The 17,151-nt window shown below is 67.8% G+C and carries 16 protein-coding genes; 6 read left to right on the top strand and 10 right to left on the bottom strand.

Annotated elements, in window-relative coordinates; translation table 11 throughout:
* The first annotated feature begins 24 nt into the window (after window positions 1-24).
* The gene (gene purH / locus OF829_RS05840; RefSeq protein ID WP_264939048.1) at window positions 25-1,596 is read left to right on the top strand and encodes a bifunctional phosphoribosylaminoimidazolecarboxamide formyltransferase/IMP cyclohydrolase; all 1,572 of its coding nucleotides are present in this window, start codon (window positions 25-27) and stop codon (window positions 1,594-1,596) included.
* A gap of 348 nt (window positions 1,597-1,944) precedes the next feature.
* Here purH and OF829_RS05835 read toward each other — a convergent pair whose 3' ends face one another.
* The 6 genes from OF829_RS05835 to OF829_RS05810 all read right to left on the bottom strand — a co-directional run bounded on the left by OF829_RS05835 (window position 1,945) and on the right by OF829_RS05810 (window position 9,658).
* Window positions 1,945-3,444, bottom strand: a complete 1,500-nt coding sequence (locus OF829_RS05835; protein ID WP_264939047.1) for a lipopolysaccharide biosynthesis protein — start codon at window positions 3,442-3,444, stop codon at window positions 1,945-1,947.
* Window positions 3,445-3,559: 115 nt separating this feature from the next.
* Window positions 3,560-6,328, bottom strand: coding sequence for a DNA polymerase I (gene polA, locus OF829_RS05830; protein WP_264939046.1), 2,769 nt, complete (start codon window positions 6,326-6,328; stop codon window positions 3,560-3,562).
* A gap of 38 nt (window positions 6,329-6,366) precedes the next feature.
* Window positions 6,367-7,053, bottom strand: coding sequence for a 2OG-Fe(II) oxygenase (locus OF829_RS05825; protein ID WP_264939045.1), 687 nt, complete (start codon window positions 7,051-7,053; stop codon window positions 6,367-6,369).
* 74 nt (window positions 7,054-7,127) lie between these two features.
* On the bottom strand, window positions 7,128-7,601 hold the full coding sequence (locus OF829_RS05820; protein WP_264939044.1) for a hypothetical protein: 474 nt from the start codon (window positions 7,599-7,601) through the stop codon (window positions 7,128-7,130).
* A gap of 54 nt (window positions 7,602-7,655) precedes the next feature.
* Window positions 7,656-8,414, bottom strand: coding sequence for an NIPSNAP family protein (locus tag OF829_RS05815; protein ID WP_264939043.1), 759 nt, complete (start codon window positions 8,412-8,414; stop codon window positions 7,656-7,658).
* Window positions 8,414-9,658, bottom strand: coding sequence for a serine hydrolase (locus tag OF829_RS05810; RefSeq protein ID WP_264939042.1), 1,245 nt, complete (start codon window positions 9,656-9,658; stop codon window positions 8,414-8,416). Before OF829_RS05810 ends, OF829_RS05815 begins: the two co-directional genes overlap by 1 nt.
* Window positions 9,659-9,810: 152 nt before the next feature.
* Here OF829_RS05810 and OF829_RS05805 point away from each other — a divergent pair, with 152 nt between their 5' ends.
* Window positions 9,811-10,266 carry a YbjP/YqhG family protein gene (locus tag OF829_RS05805; protein WP_264939041.1) on the top strand — a complete coding sequence of 152 codons (456 nt, stop codon included), beginning with the start codon at window positions 9,811-9,813 and terminating at the stop codon, window positions 10,264-10,266.
* On the opposite strand, the gene nadB is transcribed toward OF829_RS05805, so the two are convergent.
* Genes nadB through OF829_RS05790 form a run of 3 tightly spaced genes read right to left on the bottom strand, consistent with a single transcriptional unit; the run spans window position 10,263 to window position 13,484 of the window.
* On the bottom strand, window positions 10,263-11,849 hold the full coding sequence (gene nadB / locus OF829_RS05800) for an L-aspartate oxidase (protein ID WP_264939040.1): 1,587 nt from the start codon (window positions 11,847-11,849) through the stop codon (window positions 10,263-10,265). The genes OF829_RS05805 and nadB overlap by 4 nt on opposite strands.
* Before the next feature lie 16 nt (window positions 11,850-11,865).
* Window positions 11,866-12,564: a TrmH family RNA methyltransferase gene (locus OF829_RS05795; protein WP_264939039.1), complete on the bottom strand. Its 699-nt coding sequence runs from the start codon at window positions 12,562-12,564 to the stop codon at window positions 11,866-11,868.
* Window positions 12,561-13,484: an ABC transporter ATP-binding protein gene (locus OF829_RS05790; RefSeq protein ID WP_264939038.1), complete on the bottom strand. Its 924-nt coding sequence runs from the start codon at window positions 13,482-13,484 to the stop codon at window positions 12,561-12,563. The genes OF829_RS05795 and OF829_RS05790 overlap by 4 nt, the downstream gene beginning before the upstream one ends.
* A 115-nt stretch (window positions 13,485-13,599) precedes the next feature.
* Here OF829_RS05790 and OF829_RS05785 point away from each other — a divergent pair, with 115 nt between their 5' ends.
* Complete coding sequence (locus tag OF829_RS05785; protein WP_264939037.1) at window positions 13,600-13,923, top strand: hypothetical protein; 324 nt, start codon at window positions 13,600-13,602, stop codon at window positions 13,921-13,923.
* 39 nt (window positions 13,924-13,962) lie between these two features.
* Window positions 13,963-14,199: a zinc-finger domain-containing protein gene (locus OF829_RS05780; protein WP_264939036.1), complete on the top strand. Its 237-nt coding sequence runs from the start codon at window positions 13,963-13,965 to the stop codon at window positions 14,197-14,199.
* Between the two features lie 4 nt (window positions 14,200-14,203).
* Here OF829_RS05780 and OF829_RS05775 read toward each other — a convergent pair whose 3' ends face one another.
* Window positions 14,204-15,151, bottom strand: a complete 948-nt coding sequence (locus OF829_RS05775; RefSeq protein WP_264939035.1) for an alpha/beta hydrolase — start codon at window positions 15,149-15,151, stop codon at window positions 14,204-14,206.
* Between the two features lie 70 nt (window positions 15,152-15,221).
* Between OF829_RS05775 and tldD the strand changes: the two genes are divergently transcribed.
* Entirely contained in the window at window positions 15,222-16,649 is a 1,428-nt protein-coding gene (gene tldD / locus OF829_RS05770) for a metalloprotease TldD (RefSeq protein ID WP_264939034.1), read from the top strand.
* On the top strand, window positions 16,646-17,149 hold the full coding sequence (locus tag OF829_RS05765; protein WP_264939033.1) for a CPBP family glutamic-type intramembrane protease: 504 nt from the start codon (window positions 16,646-16,648) through the stop codon (window positions 17,147-17,149). Before tldD ends, OF829_RS05765 begins: the two co-directional genes overlap by 4 nt.
* The last annotated feature ends 2 nt before the right edge of the window (window positions 17,150-17,151 follow it).

Raw genomic sequence — 17,151 nt, 5'->3', positions numbered from 1 at the left:
CGCGATCCCTAGAGGGGCGGGCTCATGGAAAGCATCAGGATCCGCCGCGCACTGCTCTCGGTCTCGGACAAGAGTGGCATCGTCGAACTCGGCCAGGCGCTCGCCGGCCATGGCGTGGAGCTGGTCTCGACCGGCGGTACCGCCGCGGCGCTGCGCGATGCGGGGCTGGCCGTGCGCGACATTTCGGATCTGACCGGCTTCCCCGAAATGATGGACGGCCGGGTCAAGACCCTCCACCCCAGGGTCCATGGCGGGCTGCTCGCGGTGCGCGACGATGCCGGGCACATGGCGTCGGCGCGCGACCATGAAATCGGCATGATCGATCTCGTCGTCGTCAATCTCTATCCCTTCGAGGCGACCGTCGCGAAGGGTGCGGGCCGCGACGAGATCATCGAGAATATCGATATCGGCGGCCCCTCTATGGTCCGCTCGGCGGCGAAGAACCACGCCTATGTCGCCATCGTCACCGATCCCGCCGACTATGCGCTGGTCGCGGGCGGCAGCACGACGCTCGACGACCGCAAGCGGCTGGCGATGAAGGCCTATCAGGCGACCGCAGCCTATGATTCGGCGATCGCGGGCTGGTTCGCGCATGTCGATCAGGGCCAGCGCTTCCCCGATCGGGTCGCGCTGCCGATGATCAAGCAGGCCGAGCTCCGCTACGGCGAGAACCCGCACCAGATCGCCGCACTCTACACCCAGGCTGCTGGCGGGGTGAACGGCATCGGCCAGGCGCGCCAGGTGCAGGGCAAGGAACTCAGCTACAACAACCTCAACGATGCCGATGCCGCGCTCGAGCTGGTCAGCGAATTCCGCGATGGCCCGCCGACCGTGGTGATCGTCAAGCACGCCAATCCGTGCGGCGTCGCGACCGGCGAGACGCTGATCGAGGCGTATCGGGCGGCCTTTGCCTGCGATACGGTTTCGGCCTTTGGCGGGATCATCGCCGTCAACCGCCCGCTCGACGGCCCGACCGCCGAGGCGATATCGGGCATCTTCACCGAAGTGGTCGCGGCGCCCGATGCCGATGACGCGGCCCGGGAGGTGTTCGCGCGCAAGAAGAATCTCCGCCTGCTGCTCACCGGCGAGCTGCCCGATCCGGCGCGGCGCGGCCGCGCGATGAAGTCGATCGCCGGCGGCTTCCTGATCCAGTCGCGCGACAATGGCGCGATCGCGCCGGACGACCTCAAGGTCGTGACGCGGCGCCAGCCGACCGAACGGGAACTCGCCGACTGCCGCTTCGCCTGGACCGTTGCCAAGCACGTCAAGTCGAACGCGATCGTCTATGCCAGGGACGGCGCGACCGCGGGCATCGGCGCGGGCCAGATGAACCGCCTCGAATCGGCCCGCATCGCCGCATGGAAGGCCAGGGACGCCGCCGAAAAGGCCGGCTGGCCCCAGCCGCGCACGATCGGCTCAGCGGTGGCCTCGGACGCCTTCTTCCCCTTCGCCGACGGGCTATTGGCGGCGGTAGAAGCGGGCGCCACCGCGGTGATCCAGCCCGGCGGCTCGATCCGTGACGACGAGGTGATCGCCGCAGCCGACGAAGCGGGGCTGGCGATGGTCTTCACCGGAATGCGGCATTTCCGGCACTGACGCGAGCCCGCGCCCGCCTCGCCATCGGCGCGGTTGCGCTGGCCGCCGGGAGGGCGGTCTTCTGGCTGTCGATCTCGCTTCGGACGCGCGACCAGCTCCGCGCGCCCGGGGCGCTGGCCGAAGCCTGTCTGCAAGAGCGCGACCCTGCCCGCCCGCGTCAGAACCCGGCGCGCCTCCGATCCTATCTCGCCGGCGTTGTGGTTCGTCGCACCGGGCTCGCCCCGCATCCGCCAAGACTGAGCGGTAAGCTCGCGCAGATCCTGGTAGAGCGCTTCGGCTTCCTGCTCGTCCTGCGAGATGACCAGTTTCGCTTGATGGACTCGATGCGGCGCTGCGGCGCCCCGCCCGTCAATTCGTGATCTCGTCGATCACCGGCTCCTGCTCCTTGGGCATCTTCCTGAACAGCGCCCGATCCTCGGGGCCGAAGGCAAGCTTGAGCAGCACGAAGAAATAGACGGCGAGCATCAGCGGGGTGCCGACGGTCAGCTGGAGCCATTCGGGCAATTTGCTGATCGCGACGCCGGTGCCCGCGCAGGCGATCATCGCCGCGAACAATCCCCAGCGCAGCCCCGAGACTGACTTGCCGAGCAGATGCGAGAGCAGCCACGCCTTGATCACCGATCCCAGCGCGAGCGACCCCGCCAGCGCCAGCGCCGGCCCCACCGCCTGATAGGCGGGCGGATAGCCCATCTCGCGCGCCGCGAAGACCAGCACGAAGCTCAGCACCGCCTGGAAACCGAGCAGGGTCGCGGAGATCATCAGATTGCGGTGCCGCGCGACATAGACAAGCCCGCCCTCGGCGATCGCCCCCGGTGCCGCGAGCACTTCGGCGGCGAGCAGGATGCAGAGCGCCGCCGATCCCGCGACGAATTTGGGGCCGAGCAGGCCCATCACGCCATCCGAGGTGATGCCGATCGAGATGGCGATCGCCGCCTGCACCGCGGTGACCCAGAAGGCGACCTGCCGCACCTGCTTGGCCACCGCTTCCTTGTCCCCCGCCGCCAGGCTGCGGGTGATGACCGGACCCAGGATCGGATCGAAGGTCGTCTTGAGCCTTTGCGCGAGCGACGCGAATTGCTGCGCCATATAATAGATGCCGACGAACGCGGGCGGGAACAGCAGGCCCAGGATGAAGCGGTCGATGTTGCGCGTGCCCCATTCGAGCGCGTCGGCCCCGGCGAGCGGCGCATTGGCGCGCGCCATGTGCCACAGCTTGGCCGGGTGCGGCCGCCAGCCATGCGGCATGCCATACATGCGGACCAGCGGCACCATCGCCGCGATCAGCATCGCCAGCTCGGCCAGCACATAGGCGATGATCAGCCCGTCGCGCGAGGATATCCATGCGAGCGCGAACGCCGCGCCGCTGATCGTCCAGGGCTCGACGATCGCGCGCGCCGTCACCGAAGCGCCGACATTGTGGCGATAGGCGAGCGCCGAGAACGCCACGTCGCACCAGGCAAGCGCGAACACGATCAGCGGCAACAGCCCTTCGAGACCCTTTACCGGGCTGTTCGGGAACATGATCTCCGGAAAGATGACGAGCACGCCGGTGGCGCACAGCGACGCGGCGAGCGCCACCATCAGCGCATCGGCGACGACATGGCTGTGCGGCCGGCTGGTGGTGGACAGCGCCTGCGCGAGCCCGCGCTTGAGGCCCAGCGTCGCCAGCAGCGCCGCGATCTCGATCACCAGCACCGCCAATGCGAACCGCCCGACGATTTCGGGCCCGTACCAGCGCCCGGCGATGAACAGGAAGGGCACGCGGCCCGCCAGCCGGATCACGAATCCCATGATGTTCGTGCGCCCGCCCTTGGCGAGCGCATTGATGTCGTCGGACTGCCCGGTCATGCGCTGGCGATCGCCATGGCAGGAGCCTCTCCCGGTTCGGCGCCATGCCCCGGCGCCCGTTCGGCACTAGAGGGGATGTCGCGGCTTTCCACAAGCATGCGCACGCAACCCAGCCTCAATGCGCCGCGCCCCAGCTCGGCCCAACGCCGATTTCCACCCCCAGCGGCACGGACAGCTTGACCGCGGGCTCGGCCGCGGTCGCCATCACCCGCTCGATCACCGGCTTCGCGGCGTCGACATCGCCCTCGGGCAGCTCGAACACGAGTTCGTCATGCACCTGCATCAGCATCCGCACGTTCGGCAGCCCCGCACCCTGCAGCGCCGGGCCCATCCGCGCCATGGCGCGCTTGATGATGTCGGCGCTGGTGCCCTGGATCGGCGCGTTGATCGCGGCGCGCTCGGCGCCCTGGCGCTCGTGCTGGATCGCCGATTTCAGCCGGGCGAAGTGCGTCTTCCGGCCGAACAAAGTCTCGGTATAGCCCTTCTCCTTGGCGCTGGTGATCGTGTCGGCGATGTAGCGGTTGATGCCGGGGAAGCGCTCGAAATAGCGGTCGATCATCGCCTGCGCTTCGTCGGCGGTGACGTCGAGCCGTCCGGCAAGTCCCCAGCGCGAGATGCCGTAGAGGATCGCGAAGTTGATCGTCTTGGCGCGCCCGCGCGTATCGCGGTTGACCTCGCCGAACAGCTCCTGCGCGGTCATGTTGTGGATGTCCTGGCCGGCGGCGAACGCCTCGCGCAGCTGGGGCACGTCGGCGATATGCGCCGCCAGCCGCAGCTCGATCTGCGAATAGTCGGCGGATAGGATGACATTGCCCGGCTCGGCGACAAAGGCGTCGCGGATCTGGCGCCCCACTTCGGTGCGCACCGGGATGTTCTGCAGGTTCGGATCGGTCGAACTCAGCCGCCCGGTCTGCGCGCCGGTCAGCGAATAGCTGGTATGCACGCGCCCCGTCGCCGGGTTGATCTGCGCCTGGAGCGCGTCGGTATAGGTCGATTTGAGCTTCGACAGCTGGCGCCAGTCGAGCACTTTCGACGCCATCACCCGCCCCGGCGAATCCTTGTCCGCGGCGATCCGCTCGAGTTCGTTGACGTCGGTCGAATAGACGCCCGACTTGCCCTTGCGCCCGCCCTTGATCCCCATGCCTTCGAACAGCACGTCGCCCAGCTGCTTGGGGCTGCCGATGGTGAACTTGAACCCGGCAATGGCGTGGATTTCCGCCTCGAGCGCCGCGATCTGGTGCGAGAATTCCTCCGAAAGCCTTGCGAGCGCCCCGGCATCGACCTTCACCCCCGCCAGCTCCATGTCCGCCACCACGCGGACCAGCGCCCGGTCGACCATCTCATAGACGCGCGTCGCCCCCTCATAGGGCAGCCGCGGCTTGAAGCGCCGCCACAGCCGCAGCGTCACATCGGCATCCTCGGCGGCGTAGCGGGTCGCGGTCTTGAGATCGACCTCGTGGAAGCCGAGCTGGTTCTTGCCCGTCCCCACCACATCCTTGAACGCGATGCAGCTGTGCGACAGGTGGGTGGCGGCGAGCTCGTCCATCCCGTGCCCGTGCAGGCCTGCATCGAGATCGAAGCTCATGACAATGGTATCGTCGTACGGCGCGACATCGAGGCCGCAGCGGCTCAGCACGATCATGTCGTATTTGAGGTTGTGCCCGATCTTGAGCACCGCCGGGTCCTCGAACAGGGTCTTGAGCTTGGCGAGCGCAACCTTGCGGTCGACCTGCGCTGGCTTCTCGGCGAACATGTCGGTGCCGCCATGGCCGAGCGGGATATAGCAGGCGAGGTTGGGGTGGAGCGCCATGCTCACCCCCACCAGCTCGGCGCGCGTCGCATCGACCCCGGTGGTCTCGGTATCGATCGCCACCCAGCCCTGATGCCTGGCGATGGTGATCCAGCGGTCGAGCGCGGTCTCGTCGGTGACGGTCTCGTATCCGTCGTGATTGCACGGCGGATCTTCCTCGAGCGGCACCGGCATCGGGCTCTCGACCGGCGCCTCGGCCACCGATGTCGATGTGTTCGCGAGCCGCGTGAGCAGGGTCTTGAAGCCGTGATGCTCCAGGAAAGCGCGAAGCGGCGCATCCGGAATGCCGTTCAATTCCATCGAGTCGAGCGGATCGGGCAGCGGAACGTCACTCGCCAATTCGACCAGCTTGCGGCTCAGCCGGGCCATCTCGGCATGTTCGATCAGATTATCGCGCAGTTTGCCCGGCTTCATCGCGGGTGCAGCGGCCAGTACGCTTTCGACGTCGCCATGCTCCAGCACGAGCTTTGCGGCCGTCTTGGGCCCGACGCCAGGCACGCCGGGCACATTATCGACACTGTCGCCCATCAGCGCCAGCACTTCGCCCAGCTTGTCCGGCCCCACACCGAATTTCTCGACCACTGCCTCCGGCCCCATCCGCCGGTCCTTCATCGTGTCGAGCATATCGATGCCCGGCTCCGTCAGCAGCTGCATCAAATCCTTGTCGGAGCTGACGATGGTCACCTGCCAGCCCTGCGCCAAGGCGGCCTTGGCATAGCTGGCGATCAGGTCGTCAGCCTCCCAGCCCAGCTCTTCGATGCACGGCAGCGAAAAGGCGCGGGTCGCGTCACGGATCATCGGGAACTGGGGCACCAGATCCTCGGGCGCGGGTGGTCGGTGCGCCTTGTACTGGTCGTACATCTCGTTGCGGAACGTGTGCTCGCTCTTGTCGAGAATCACCGCCAGGTGGGTCGGCCCCTCGGCCTTGTGCAGCTCCTCGGCGAGCTTCCACAGCATGGTCACATAGCCATAGACGGCGCCCACCGGCTCGCCATGCTTGTTCGTCAGCTTCGGCAGCACGTGATAGGCGCGAAAGATAAAGCTCGAGCCGTCGACCAGGTAGAGATGGGGCATAGCCGGGGGATAGCCGAGCCGCGCGGCGCTTCAAAGCCTTACATGGCGTCGTGGAAGATGATCCCCAGCGTGTGGCGCCGCCCGGCACGGACGGGGCTCACACCATGGCGCATCGTCACGCGATAGTCGCCGCGCGTCCCCGCCACCGGCCGCTGGCTGACCGCGAATACCACCGCGTCGCCCTGGGCGAGCGGCACCACCGAGACGCGCGACTGCATCCGCGGACGCTGCTCGGTCAGCACGAACTCGCCACCTTCGAAATCCTTCGACAGCAGGATCGCCGCCTGGAGCGGGAAGACATGCTCGCCATAAAGGTCCTGATGGAGGCAATTATAGTCGCCAGGCCCATAGCGGAGCAGCAAGGGCGTCGGGCGTGTCTGCACTGCGCCATGGCATTGTGCGATATAACGCCCGTGAATGTCGGGAAAGCGGCGTTCCAGCCCCATTCGTTCGTGCCAGCGGTTCGCGATGGGCGCCAGCTTCGGATAGAGCGCGGTCCGCAATTGCGCCACCAGCGGCGGGAGCGGATAGGCGAAGTAGCGATACTCGCCCCGCCCGAACCCGTGGCGCGCCATCGCCACCGTGCTGCGGAACCGCGCATCCTCGTCATAGAGCGCGGCGGCTGCCTCGCATTCCGCTGCATCGAGCAGACCGGGCAGCACTGCCCAGCCTTGCGTGTCGAGCGCCTCGACGACGCCGTCCCAGTCCTGATCTGAAAGGTCCATGCGCGCCGATTGGCCCGGAGCCGGAACGCGTGCACCCCGCGGCTTGCGTTCGAATTCCAGGCGGCGACCGGCCGTTAGAGGCGAATCTCGCTGTCCGGCGGCAACTGGCCGGTGAAACCACTGTCGCCGAGCGTGTGTCCACACAACAGGATCGCCTGAATCTCAATGGCGTCGCGCGATCCCCCGGGAAGGGGAACGCTCATCCTGTGCGGCGTCCCGCCCTCAAGGATCGCCACATTGCAGAGCCCGCGGGCCCGCAAGTCGCGAATGACCTGGAGGAAGTGCCCATAGCCGGGATCCGGCGCCAGGCTCACCATTGCAAGCCGTTCTGGCCCGTCTCGCAAACTCACGCTGGGGTCCGCTGCCGGATCGGGCTGCCACTTTCCGTCGATCAGCTTCGCCATGGGCTGATTTTCCGGGACGATCATCCCGTAGGAATCGAGGCCGACATGAATGACCGTCGCCCGAGTGCCGGCGCGGCAATTATAGTACCATCCAGCCAGCAGGATATCGCCCGCGAGCAGGACCAGCGCGAGAATCGTCAGCACGAGGCGTCGTCGGTTCATGCGGCTCGATAGCAGGCCGCCGCTTGCGTTCTAACCCTAGCGAAGCGGTGATCGCGCGGTCGGTGCCAGCCGCAATCGCTCGGGCTTGCGCATCAGCGCGGGGAGCAGCGCCTCGCCGGCATGATCGCGCCAGCCGGTTTCCGCGCGCCAGCGATCGGCGAACCCGGCCTCCTCGGCCTTGCCCTTCCAGCGCGCGAACCAGACGAAGACCGAATCGCCGCGAACCGGCAGCCGGGGAAAATCATTGGGCGCGGTCTCACTCACGCAGCTCCCGAAGGGCCGCGCGCCCAGCGCCTCGAGCCGGGGCCGCATCACGGCCTCGAAAAACCCCGCAAAAGCTTCGGGATCGGCCCCGCCAAGATCGTGGATCGTTGCGGTGTATAGCCCGGCCGAACCCGGCGGCGCACGCCAGGGCGCGGGGCGCGGGCGCAGCAGCAGGACATTGCCCGAATCGAGCATCGTTGCGTTGGCCGCCTTGCTATTGGCCTTCCATATCGGCCCGCCATAGAAGGTCTCGAGCGCGGTCTTGCGCGCGCCCATGTCCGCGAATCCGCGCAGCCACACGAAACGGTCGGGATCGTCGAGGTCGCGGAAGGTGCCCAGCACCGGCGCACCCACCGCCGCCTGCGATTCGATGAAATGACGCTCGAACAGGTCGATCAGCGTATCGCGCCGGCCGCCGAACAGCGTGTATTGGCGAAGCTCGATCACCTGTGGTTCGACGGCTCCGCCGCGGGCCGCCGACGGGAGCAACGCCGCCGAGCCGATCGCGCCCAACAGCGTGCGGCGGCGCATCAGCCGTGCTGCGCCACGATCGCCGCGACGATCGCCTGCATCAGCGCCTGGCGCTCCTTGATCGGCCGCCTGGTGTCGCCGATCATCACCGCCAGCGCATAGGCGCGGCCGTCGGGGGCGACGAGGATGCCGACATCGTTATAGCCCGCGGTGCGCCCGCCCAGATCCTGGCCGGTTCCGGTCTTGTGCCCGAACTGCCAGCCCGGGGGCACCGCGCCGCGCAGGCGCTGCTTGCCGGTGTGCGAGCTCTGCATCGTCGTGATCAGCCAAGCGGTCGAACTCGGCGAGAGCAGCTCGCCCCGCTGGAGCCGCGCGAGCGCATTCGCGATCGCCGAGGGCGCCGCGCCGTCGGGCGGATCCGAGACATAGGATTCGAACGCCGCCAGCCGCACCGCCGGGGCGAGGCGCGCGCGCGCCAGCGCAAAGGCGTTGCCGCGCGAGAATTCGGGCTTCCATTCGAGCCCCGCGGTCCCCGCCTGCAGCAATTTCTCACCCGGTCCGAAGCGGATCTCGCCCAGGCCCCGCGCCGCGATGAACGCGCGCACCGCCTCGGGCCCGCCGACGAGGCGCAGCAGCTTGTCGTTGCAGGTATTGTCGCTCATCGTCATCGCACGGCGCAGGATCTCGCCGATGCTCGCGGTATAGCCGACCCCGTCCTTCACCAGCGCAGCCACCGGCTGGTGGAAGACGGTGAAGTCGCTCTCGTTGATCGTGATCTGGTCGTCGAGCGTCAGCCGCCCGGCATCGCGCGCGGCGAGCACGGTCATCGCGACCCACAGCTTGCTCACGCTCTGCTGCGGCATCTTGCGCTCGCCATTGGACGAGAGTGCCCAATTGTCGTCGATGCTGGTGATGCCGACGCCCACCACACCGCCGAACTGCGCGGTCAGCGTGTCGATCTGGTTGACCAGGGCCTGCGGGGCGGGCGCCACGGGGCGGTGCACCGGCGCCTTGACCGGCGCGGGGAATTCGAGCGTCGTCGCGAGCGCGGGCGGGACGAGCATCGAGGTGCGCGCATCGTCATGCACCGCGCAGCCGAGCAGGAAGGCGGGACCCAGGCCCGCAACGGTCAGGGCGCGCTGCGCCGTGGTGAAAGTACGAATCGTCGAAAGCCACTCGATAGAGGAATCACGAAGCGGGGCGGCGGAGGCGCGCCATGTCGCCGCCGACTGCTTCAGCGCGGCGATCCTGGTCTGCCAGCCGTTCGATTGTCCAAGCGGCACTAGCCGCTGAAATATCGTCACAATACTGCCCCTTGCCCCGCCCGAACCATGCGGCGATCCCCCAACGCACAAAAGCCCGTAATTGGCGCAGTTGCGACGAACACAGGCTTTGTAGCGACGAAGCGTGAAGGCTATGGAAATCGCTGCGCCCAATCCAGCAGGAGATTGCGTTAATGCCCGTCCCGTTTCTGGCCGCCCTCCTCGCCGTCCCGCCCGCGATCGCCGCGCCCGCCGCACATGACGCGGCCTCGGTTCGCGTCTTTCTGCAATCCATCTATGCCGGCTATCGCAAGGGCGGCCGCGGCGCGCGGCTGGGCCAGCCCGAGCTTTATTTCGAGCCCGTGCTCGCCCGCGCGATCCGCAAGGATGCCGCCGCGGCCGCGGCGGTGGGCGACCAGGGCAAGATGGACGCCGATCCCTTTTGCGCCTGTCAGGATTTCGACGCGATTGCGCCCGCCTATGGCCCCGTGACGATCAAGGGCGACCGCGCCACGGTGACGGTGCGCTTCGGGCTGTTCGACAGCCGGATCGCGCTCAACTACAGCTTGGTCTGGACCAGGGCGGGCTGGCGGGTGTTCGACATCACCGGCTCCGAAAGCGGATCGCTGCGCGCGATCTACCTGTCCTAGGGGACCAGCACCGTATCGACCGCCACCAGCGCGGTATCGGGATAGTCGATCGTATAGTGGAGCCCCCGGCTCTCCTTGCGGTGGAGCGCCGAGCGGACGATCAGGTCGGCGCTCTCGAGCAGGTTGCGCAGCTCGATCAGGTCGGGCGTCACGCGGAAATGGCCGTAATAGTCGGCGACCTCGCCCCGCAGCATCTGGATCCGGTGCGCCGCGCGCTCGAGCCGCTTGGTCGAGCGGACGATGCCGACATAGTTCCACATGAAGCGGCGGATCTCGGTCCAGTTCTGCTTGATCACCACCTCTTCGTCCGAATCGGCGACGCGGCTCTCGTCCCAGGGCCGGATCGCGGGCGGAGGCGGGAGGTCGTCCCAGCATGCCGCGATATGGTTCGCCGCGGCCTCGCCGAACACGAAACATTCGAGCAGCGAGTTGGAGGCGAGGCGGTTGGCCCCGTGCAGCCCCGATTGAGTGCATTCGCCCGCGGCATAGAGCCCGGGCAGATCGGTGCGGCCGTCACGGTCGATCACGATCCCGCCGCAGGTGTAGTGCTGCGCCGGCACCACCGGGATCGGGTCCCTGGTCATGTCGATATCGAGGTCGAGCAGGCGCGCATAGATTGTCGGGAAGTGCTGCTTCACGAAATCCGGCCCCATGTGACTGATGTCGAGATGGACATAGTCGAGGCCCAGCCGCTTGATCTCATGGTCGATCGCACGGGCGACGATATCGCGCGGGGCCAGCTCCTCGCGCGGGTCGAACTCGGGCATGAAGCGGTGCCCGGTCCCCGGGATCTTGAGCTGCCCGCCCTCGCCGCGCACCGCCTCGGTGATCAGGAAGTTCTTGACCTCCAGATTGTAGAGGCAGGTCGGGTGGAACTGCATGAACTCCATGTTCGAGATGCGGCACCCCGCGCGCCACGCCATCGCGATCCCGTCGCCGGTCGCGCCGCGCGGCGCGGTCGAGAAGAGATAGGTGCGCCCCGCCCCCCCGGTGGCGAGGATGGTCGCGCGTGCCGTGAACAGCTCGACCCGGTTGGTCTTGCGGCTGAAGGCGTAGACCCCCCGGACATTCCCCGCCCCCGAGTAACGCGCCTCGTGGCGGCTGGTGGCGAGATCGATCACCACCATGTCGGGCACCAACGTGATGTTCGGATTGGCCGCCGCCGCGCGCAGCAGCGCCTCCTGCACCGCCCATCCGGTCGCGTCGTCGACATGGACGATGCGGCGATGGCTGTGCCCGCCCTCGCGCGTCAGGTGCAGCGTGTCGCCGTCATGGTTGAACGGCACGCCGAGTTCTTCGAGCCGGGCGATCGCCGCCGGCGCGCGCTCGACCACCATTTCCACCGTGGCGCGGTCGTTGAGCCCCGCGCCGGCGATCATCGTGTCCTCGATATGGTTCTCGAAGCTGTCGCCGGGCTCGAGCACCGCTGCGATCCCCCCCTGCGCCCAGGCGGTCGACCCCTCGTCGAGCCGGCCCTTGGCGAGGACGGTCACCTTGAACCGGCTCGCCAGGTTGAGCGCCGCGGTCAGCCCGGCAGCGCCGGAGCCGATGATGAGGATGTCGCTTTGCTGTGCCTCGGCCAATCGGCGCTCCCCTTGATCAGCCCTGGCGCTGGCGCAGGTCGCGCACAGGCATCACCGTCGGCAGCGGCGTCTCGCGCTCGCCCCGCCGGCCGCGAAGCCGGAACTTGCTCTGATAGTCGCGCCGCTGCCGCGTGACTTCGTACAGAACGATGCCCGAACTGGTGCCGAGGTTCAGGCTCTCGACCATCCCGAACATCGGAATGCTGACGCACATCTCGCTCCGCGCCACGGCAAGGTCACTGATCCCCACCGCCTCGCTGCCGAACCAGACCGCGAGCTTGGTGAACGCGGTGAAGTCGCCTTCGTGGAGATAGACGCTGGCCTTTCCCTTGACGTGCGGCGACGTCACGACCGATCGGAAGCCCTTCCTCTCGAGATGGTCGAAACAATCGCCGGTGCTGTCGAACCGCCGCAAGAAGGTCCATTTGACCGCCGATACCGACGTCTTCGAGATACCCTTGTGCTCGCGCATCTCCTGCCAGTCGTCGGTCAGCGCGCGGTCCGGATCTACGACATAGACCTTCTCGACGCCCAGCGCGTTCACGTTGCGGATGATCGTGCCGATATTCTTGATATCGCTCGGATTCTCGATCACGGCGATCAGATTCTTGCAGCGGAATGGTGCGATCGCATCGGCGCGATCACGGACCGAGCGCTTCGATTTCTTTTCGGGTTCGCCGTTCGCGACCCCCTCGGGCTGCTCGGCCTCGGTCATGCGCTGGCCGCCCGGGTGAGGTTCAGGAACACATCCTCCAGATCGGCCTCGCGGGTGGAGACGTCGACGATGCCGTAGCCGTCCTTCTGCACCGCATCGAGCACCTGGCCCGCATTCGCCTGGTCCTTACGATAGGTGATGACGAGGGTGCGCTCGCCCTTGAGCTCGATCTTCTGGAAACAGTCGTGCACGGGCGCGGCGGGGATGTCGCGGTCGACGGTGACCTCGACCACCTTCTCCTGCGCCATGCCGACCAGCGCGCGGGTCGGCTCGTTGGCGATCAGTCTGCCGTGATTGATGATCGCGATCCGGTCGCAGAGCTGCTCGGCCTCCTCGAGATAATGGGTGGTGAGCACCACCGTCACGCCGCGCTGGTTCAACTCGCGCACATAGGCCCAGAGCTGCTGGCGAAGCTCGACATCGACCCCCGCGGTCGGCTCGTCCAGCACCAGCACCGGGGGCGAATGCACCATCGCCTTGGCGACCATCAGCCGTCGCTTCATGCCCCCCGAAAGCGTGCGCGAATAGGCGTTGGCCTTGTCCTCCAGATGGACGGCGCGCAGCAGCGCCATCGCGTCGAACCGCTCCTTGCGCACGCCATAGAGCCCCGCCTGGATCTCCAGCGTTTCCCTGGGGGTGAAGAAGGGGTCGAACAGGATTTCCTGATTGACGATGCCGATGCTCGCCTTGGCGTTGCGCGGATGTGCGTCGATATCGAAGCCCCACACGCTCGCGCGGCCCTCGGTCTTGTTGACCAGCCCCGCAAGGATATTGATCAGCGTCGACTTGCCCGCGCCATTGGGGCCGAGCAACCCGAACACCGATCCTTGCGGCACCTCGAAACTGACGCCATCGAGCGCGCGCTTGCCGCCCTGATAGGTCTTGCACAGGCCTTCGATCGCGATTGCCGCATTGGTCATGCGCCGGGAATTAGGCCGATCGCGCACATTGGCAAGCGAATCCCCACCGGACTGGCTTGCCTTGGCCCGGGCGCGCGGCCATCGTCGCGGCGCAAATTCCCTCGGAGATTCGATCATGGTCGCCTTCACGCTCGCGCTAGCGCTGACTCTTTCCGCGCCCGCCGCGCAGGACCCGGCGCTCGAAAAGGACGCCCGTTGCGTCGTCGCGATGCAGGGAATGAGCGACCAGATCGACGACCCCGAGGCGAAGAACGCACTCAACGGCATCATGTTCTTCTTCCTCGGCCGCATGTCCGCCCGCCTCGCTCCCAATCAGATGGAAGGCGCGATCAACGATGCGGGCGAGGCGCTTCCCAAGGATCAGTATCGCGAGGTCGGGCTCGATTGCGTCGAGCAGATGCGCGTGCTCAGTGGCGCGGTGGGCGCGAGCGCAAGCTAGAGATTGTCCGCCTGATCGGCCATTGCTACGGAAACGCCCATGATCGCGCCGCCCGAAATCACCCGCGTCTCCCAGCCCCGCGTCGCCTGTGACGGCGCGTCGGACATTCCCGGCGGCGCCGCGCTCGGCCATCCGCGCGTGTTCCTGCAGATCGACGAGCATGGCTATGTCGATTGCGGCTATTGCGACCGCCGCTTCGTGCTGATCGGGGGCCCGGCGGACGGGGTGGATCCGGCAACGCTGCCCGATATCGCGTCGGGCGCCAGCCCCCAATAGCCGCTCAGCGCGCCGCCTTCTCGGCAAGGTTGCGGTAGAGGAAGCGCTGGATGATCCACCAGCTCACCTGCCGCGCGCGCAGATTGCCCTCCGCGGTGCCGCCATCCTCGACGAGCATCGCCGCGCGGTCGGCGGTCACCGGCGCCCCGAGGATCGCATGTCCCGCATCGGCGAACTCGGCGTGGCGGAATTCGAGGGCGAAATGTGCCTCGCCCAGCCTGCCGCCCATCGCGCGCACCATCATTGCCGAGGGCCACAACGCATCCTGCTCGCCCGCCAGCAGCAGCAGCGGCGCGCTGATCCGCTCGACCGGGATCGCCGCCGCGCCGGGCCCGGCTTCGGGCCGGCTGCGCGCATAGAGATCGAGCAGGCTGACGAAGGGGCGCGACCGGTCGAATGCGAGGAACGGCAGCGGCCGGCCCTCGCTGGTCCAGGACGAGCGCGGCACCGGGGCCTTGCGGTTGATCCCCTGCCATACCGAGTCGCTCGGCGCGACCGCGACCACCGCGGCCAGGTCGTGCCGCCGCGTGGCGATCAGCAGGGCCGCCTCGGCGCCCTTCGATCCGCCGATCACGGCGATACGGTCCGGATCGACCCCCGGCTCGTGCCGCAGCCGCTCGATCGCGCGGTCGAAATATTCGAGCGGGATTTCCTCGAGCGTCGCGGGCACCCCCGCGGTGCCGAAATAGGCAAGCGCCAGCGTGACATAGCCCTGCGCCGCGAGCGGCCTGGCGAGCCCCGCCGCGCCGTCGAGCCCGCCCTCCGATCCGCCGAGCACCAGTAGCCCGGGCCGCAACGCGCCGCCGGGCGGGTGGAAGATCGCTCCGACCAGTCCGCCGGCGGGACTCAGCTCGACGCGAATCAGCTGCGCTTCGGGGACCGAATCGAGCGTGCGGATCTGGGCATGGGCGGGCGCGGCGACGAGCAGCAAGGCGAACAGAAGCCGGAGCATGGCATTCTCCCTTCGGTTCCCACGACGCTGCCCCACTCGACGATGGCTGTACAGAACCTATATCGGAGTCATGAGCCAGTTCACCGATCCGCGCGGTTTCATCTACCGCGACAGCCTCGACCCCGACACCGCGCAGAAACTCACCGCGGAAGCGCTCGGCCGTGCCGAGGATGGCGAACTCTATCTCCAATACCGCAAGACCGAGGCGTTCGGCTTCGACGACGGGCGCTTGAAGACCGCGAGCTACGACACCCAGTCCGGCTTCGGCCTGCGCGCGGTCTCGGGCGAGACCACCGCCTTCGCGCACGCCAATGAGATCAGCCCTGAGGCGATCCGCCGCGCCGCCGAGACGATGGCGCTGATCGACCCCTATGCCGGCACTCGCCCCGCGCCCCCGCGCAAGAACAACCGACATCTCTACACCGACGCCGATCCGCTCGATCTGGTCCCCTTCGCCGACAAGGTGAATCTCTGCCAGACGATCGACGCCGCCGCGCGTGCCCGCGATCCGCGCGTGGTGCAGGTGAGCGTCAGCCTCACCGGCCAGTGGAGCGTGGTCGAGATCGTCCGCCCCGACGGCTTCATTGCCACCGATGTCCGCCCGCTCGTGCGCCTCAACGTCTCGATCGTGGTGGAGCAGGCGGGCCGCCGCGAGACCGGCACGTTCGGCACCGGCGGCCGCGCGCTCTACGATCGGCTGTTCGAACCCGCCACCTGGAACCGCGCGATCGACGAGGCGCTGGCCCAGGCCCTGGTCAATCTCGACGCCGAGGATGCGCCGGCCGGCGAGATGACCGTGCTGTGCGGCCCTGGCTGGCCCGGGGTGCTGCTCCACGAGGCGGTCGGCCACGGGCTCGAGGGCGATTTCAACCGCAAGGGCACCAGCGCCTTTTCGGGCCGCGTCGGCGAGCGCGTCGCGGCGCCCGGCGTGACGGTGGTCGACGACGGGTCCCTGGGCGAGCGCCGCGGTTCGCTGTCGATCGACGATGAGGGCACGCCGACCCAGGAGACGATCCTGATCGAGGACGGCATCCTCAAAGGCTATATCCAGGACCGCTTGAACGCCCGGCTGATGGGGGTCGCCCCCACCGGCAATGGCCGCCGCGAATCCTTCCAGCACGCGCCGATGCCGCGCATGACCAACACCTTCATGAAGGGCGGGAAGGACGACCCCGCCGAGCTGCTGTCGCGGGTGAAGAAAGGCGTCTTCGCCAAGTCGTTCGGCGGCGGCCAGGTCGATATCGTCTCGGGCAAGTTCGTCTTCTCGTGCACCGAGGCGTACACGATCGAGAATGGCAAGCTCGGCCACCCGATCAAGGGCGCGACATTGATCGGCGACGGCCCGACCGTGCTGACCAAGGTCGCCGGCATCGGCAACGACTTCGCGCTCGACGAAGGCATCGGCATGTGCGGCAAGGGTGGCCAGAGCGTCCCCGCGGGCGTCGGCCAGCCGACGCTGCTGATCGAGGGCCTGACCGTCGGCGGAACCGCCGCATGACGCTGGCGTGGCGTCGCATCGAAGCGGCGCTGCGCAGCTGGCCCGATCGGCGCGGCTGGATCGCCACGGGCGTCACGCTGCTCTGGTGCCTGCCCTTGCTCGGCCTGATAGGCGGGCTCGGCGGGTTCGCGCATCTCGATCCGCTGCCGTTCGGCGTGAAATGGGTGCGCATTTTCTTCCTCGTGATGCTGGTGCCCGCGCTCGCCGAGGAGCTGCTCTTCCGCGCGTTGCTGGTGCCGCGGCCGGACAAGCCCTTTCCAGTATGGCAGGCGGTGCTGACCGTCACTGCCTTCGTCGTCTGGCACCCGTTTCAGGCCTATACCTTCGGCCCGCCCTGGTCGGCGCTGTTCCTCGATCCCTGGTTTGTCGCCGCAACCGCGCTGCTCGGCGCGGCGCTGGTGCGTCTCTATCGTGTCACCGGCAGCATCTGGCCGGGCGTCGCGGTCCACTGGCTGGTGGTCGCGGGGTGGAAGCTGTTGTTCGGCGGCCCGTTCGGCTAAAG

Origin of the sequence: Sphingomonas caeni (assembly GCF_026013415.1) — a bacterium.
Classification (GTDB): domain Bacteria; phylum Pseudomonadota; class Alphaproteobacteria; order Sphingomonadales; family Sphingomonadaceae; genus Sphingomonas; species Sphingomonas caeni.
The sequence above is the reverse complement of the archived record's forward strand: the minus strand, read 5'-3'. Positions and strand labels throughout refer to the sequence as shown.

Bases quoted from the DNA above. Each gene is read 5' to 3' on its own strand.
- purH (WP_264939048.1), top strand. From the start codon at position 25: ATGGAAAGCATCAGGATCCGCCGCGCACTGCTCTCGGTCTCGGACAAG.
- OF829_RS05835 (WP_264939047.1), bottom strand. From the start codon at position 3,444: ATGACCGGGCAGTCCGACGACATCAATGCGCTCGCCAAGGGCGGGCGC.
- polA (WP_264939046.1), bottom strand. From the start codon at position 6,328: ATGCCCCATCTCTACCTGGTCGACGGCTCGAGCTTTATCTTTCGCGCC.
- OF829_RS05825 (WP_264939045.1), bottom strand. From the start codon at position 7,053: ATGGACCTTTCAGATCAGGACTGGGACGGCGTCGTCGAGGCGCTCGAC.
- OF829_RS05815 (WP_264939043.1), bottom strand. From the start codon at position 8,414: ATGCGCCGCCGCACGCTGTTGGGCGCGATCGGCTCGGCGGCGTTGCTC.
- OF829_RS05805 (WP_264939041.1), top strand. From the start codon at position 9,811: ATGCCCGTCCCGTTTCTGGCCGCCCTCCTCGCCGTCCCGCCCGCGATC.
- OF829_RS05795 (WP_264939039.1), bottom strand. From the start codon at position 12,564: ATGACCGAGGCCGAGCAGCCCGAGGGGGTCGCGAACGGCGAACCCGAA.
- OF829_RS05790 (WP_264939038.1), bottom strand. From the start codon at position 13,484: ATGACCAATGCGGCAATCGCGATCGAAGGCCTGTGCAAGACCTATCAG.
- OF829_RS05785 (WP_264939037.1), top strand. From the start codon at position 13,600: ATGGTCGCCTTCACGCTCGCGCTAGCGCTGACTCTTTCCGCGCCCGCC.
- OF829_RS05780 (WP_264939036.1), top strand. From the start codon at position 13,963: ATGATCGCGCCGCCCGAAATCACCCGCGTCTCCCAGCCCCGCGTCGCC.
- OF829_RS05775 (WP_264939035.1), bottom strand. From the start codon at position 15,151: ATGCTCCGGCTTCTGTTCGCCTTGCTGCTCGTCGCCGCGCCCGCCCAT.
- tldD (WP_264939034.1), top strand. From the start codon at position 15,222: ATGAGCCAGTTCACCGATCCGCGCGGTTTCATCTACCGCGACAGCCTC.
- OF829_RS05765 (WP_264939033.1), top strand. From the start codon at position 16,646: ATGACGCTGGCGTGGCGTCGCATCGAAGCGGCGCTGCGCAGCTGGCCC.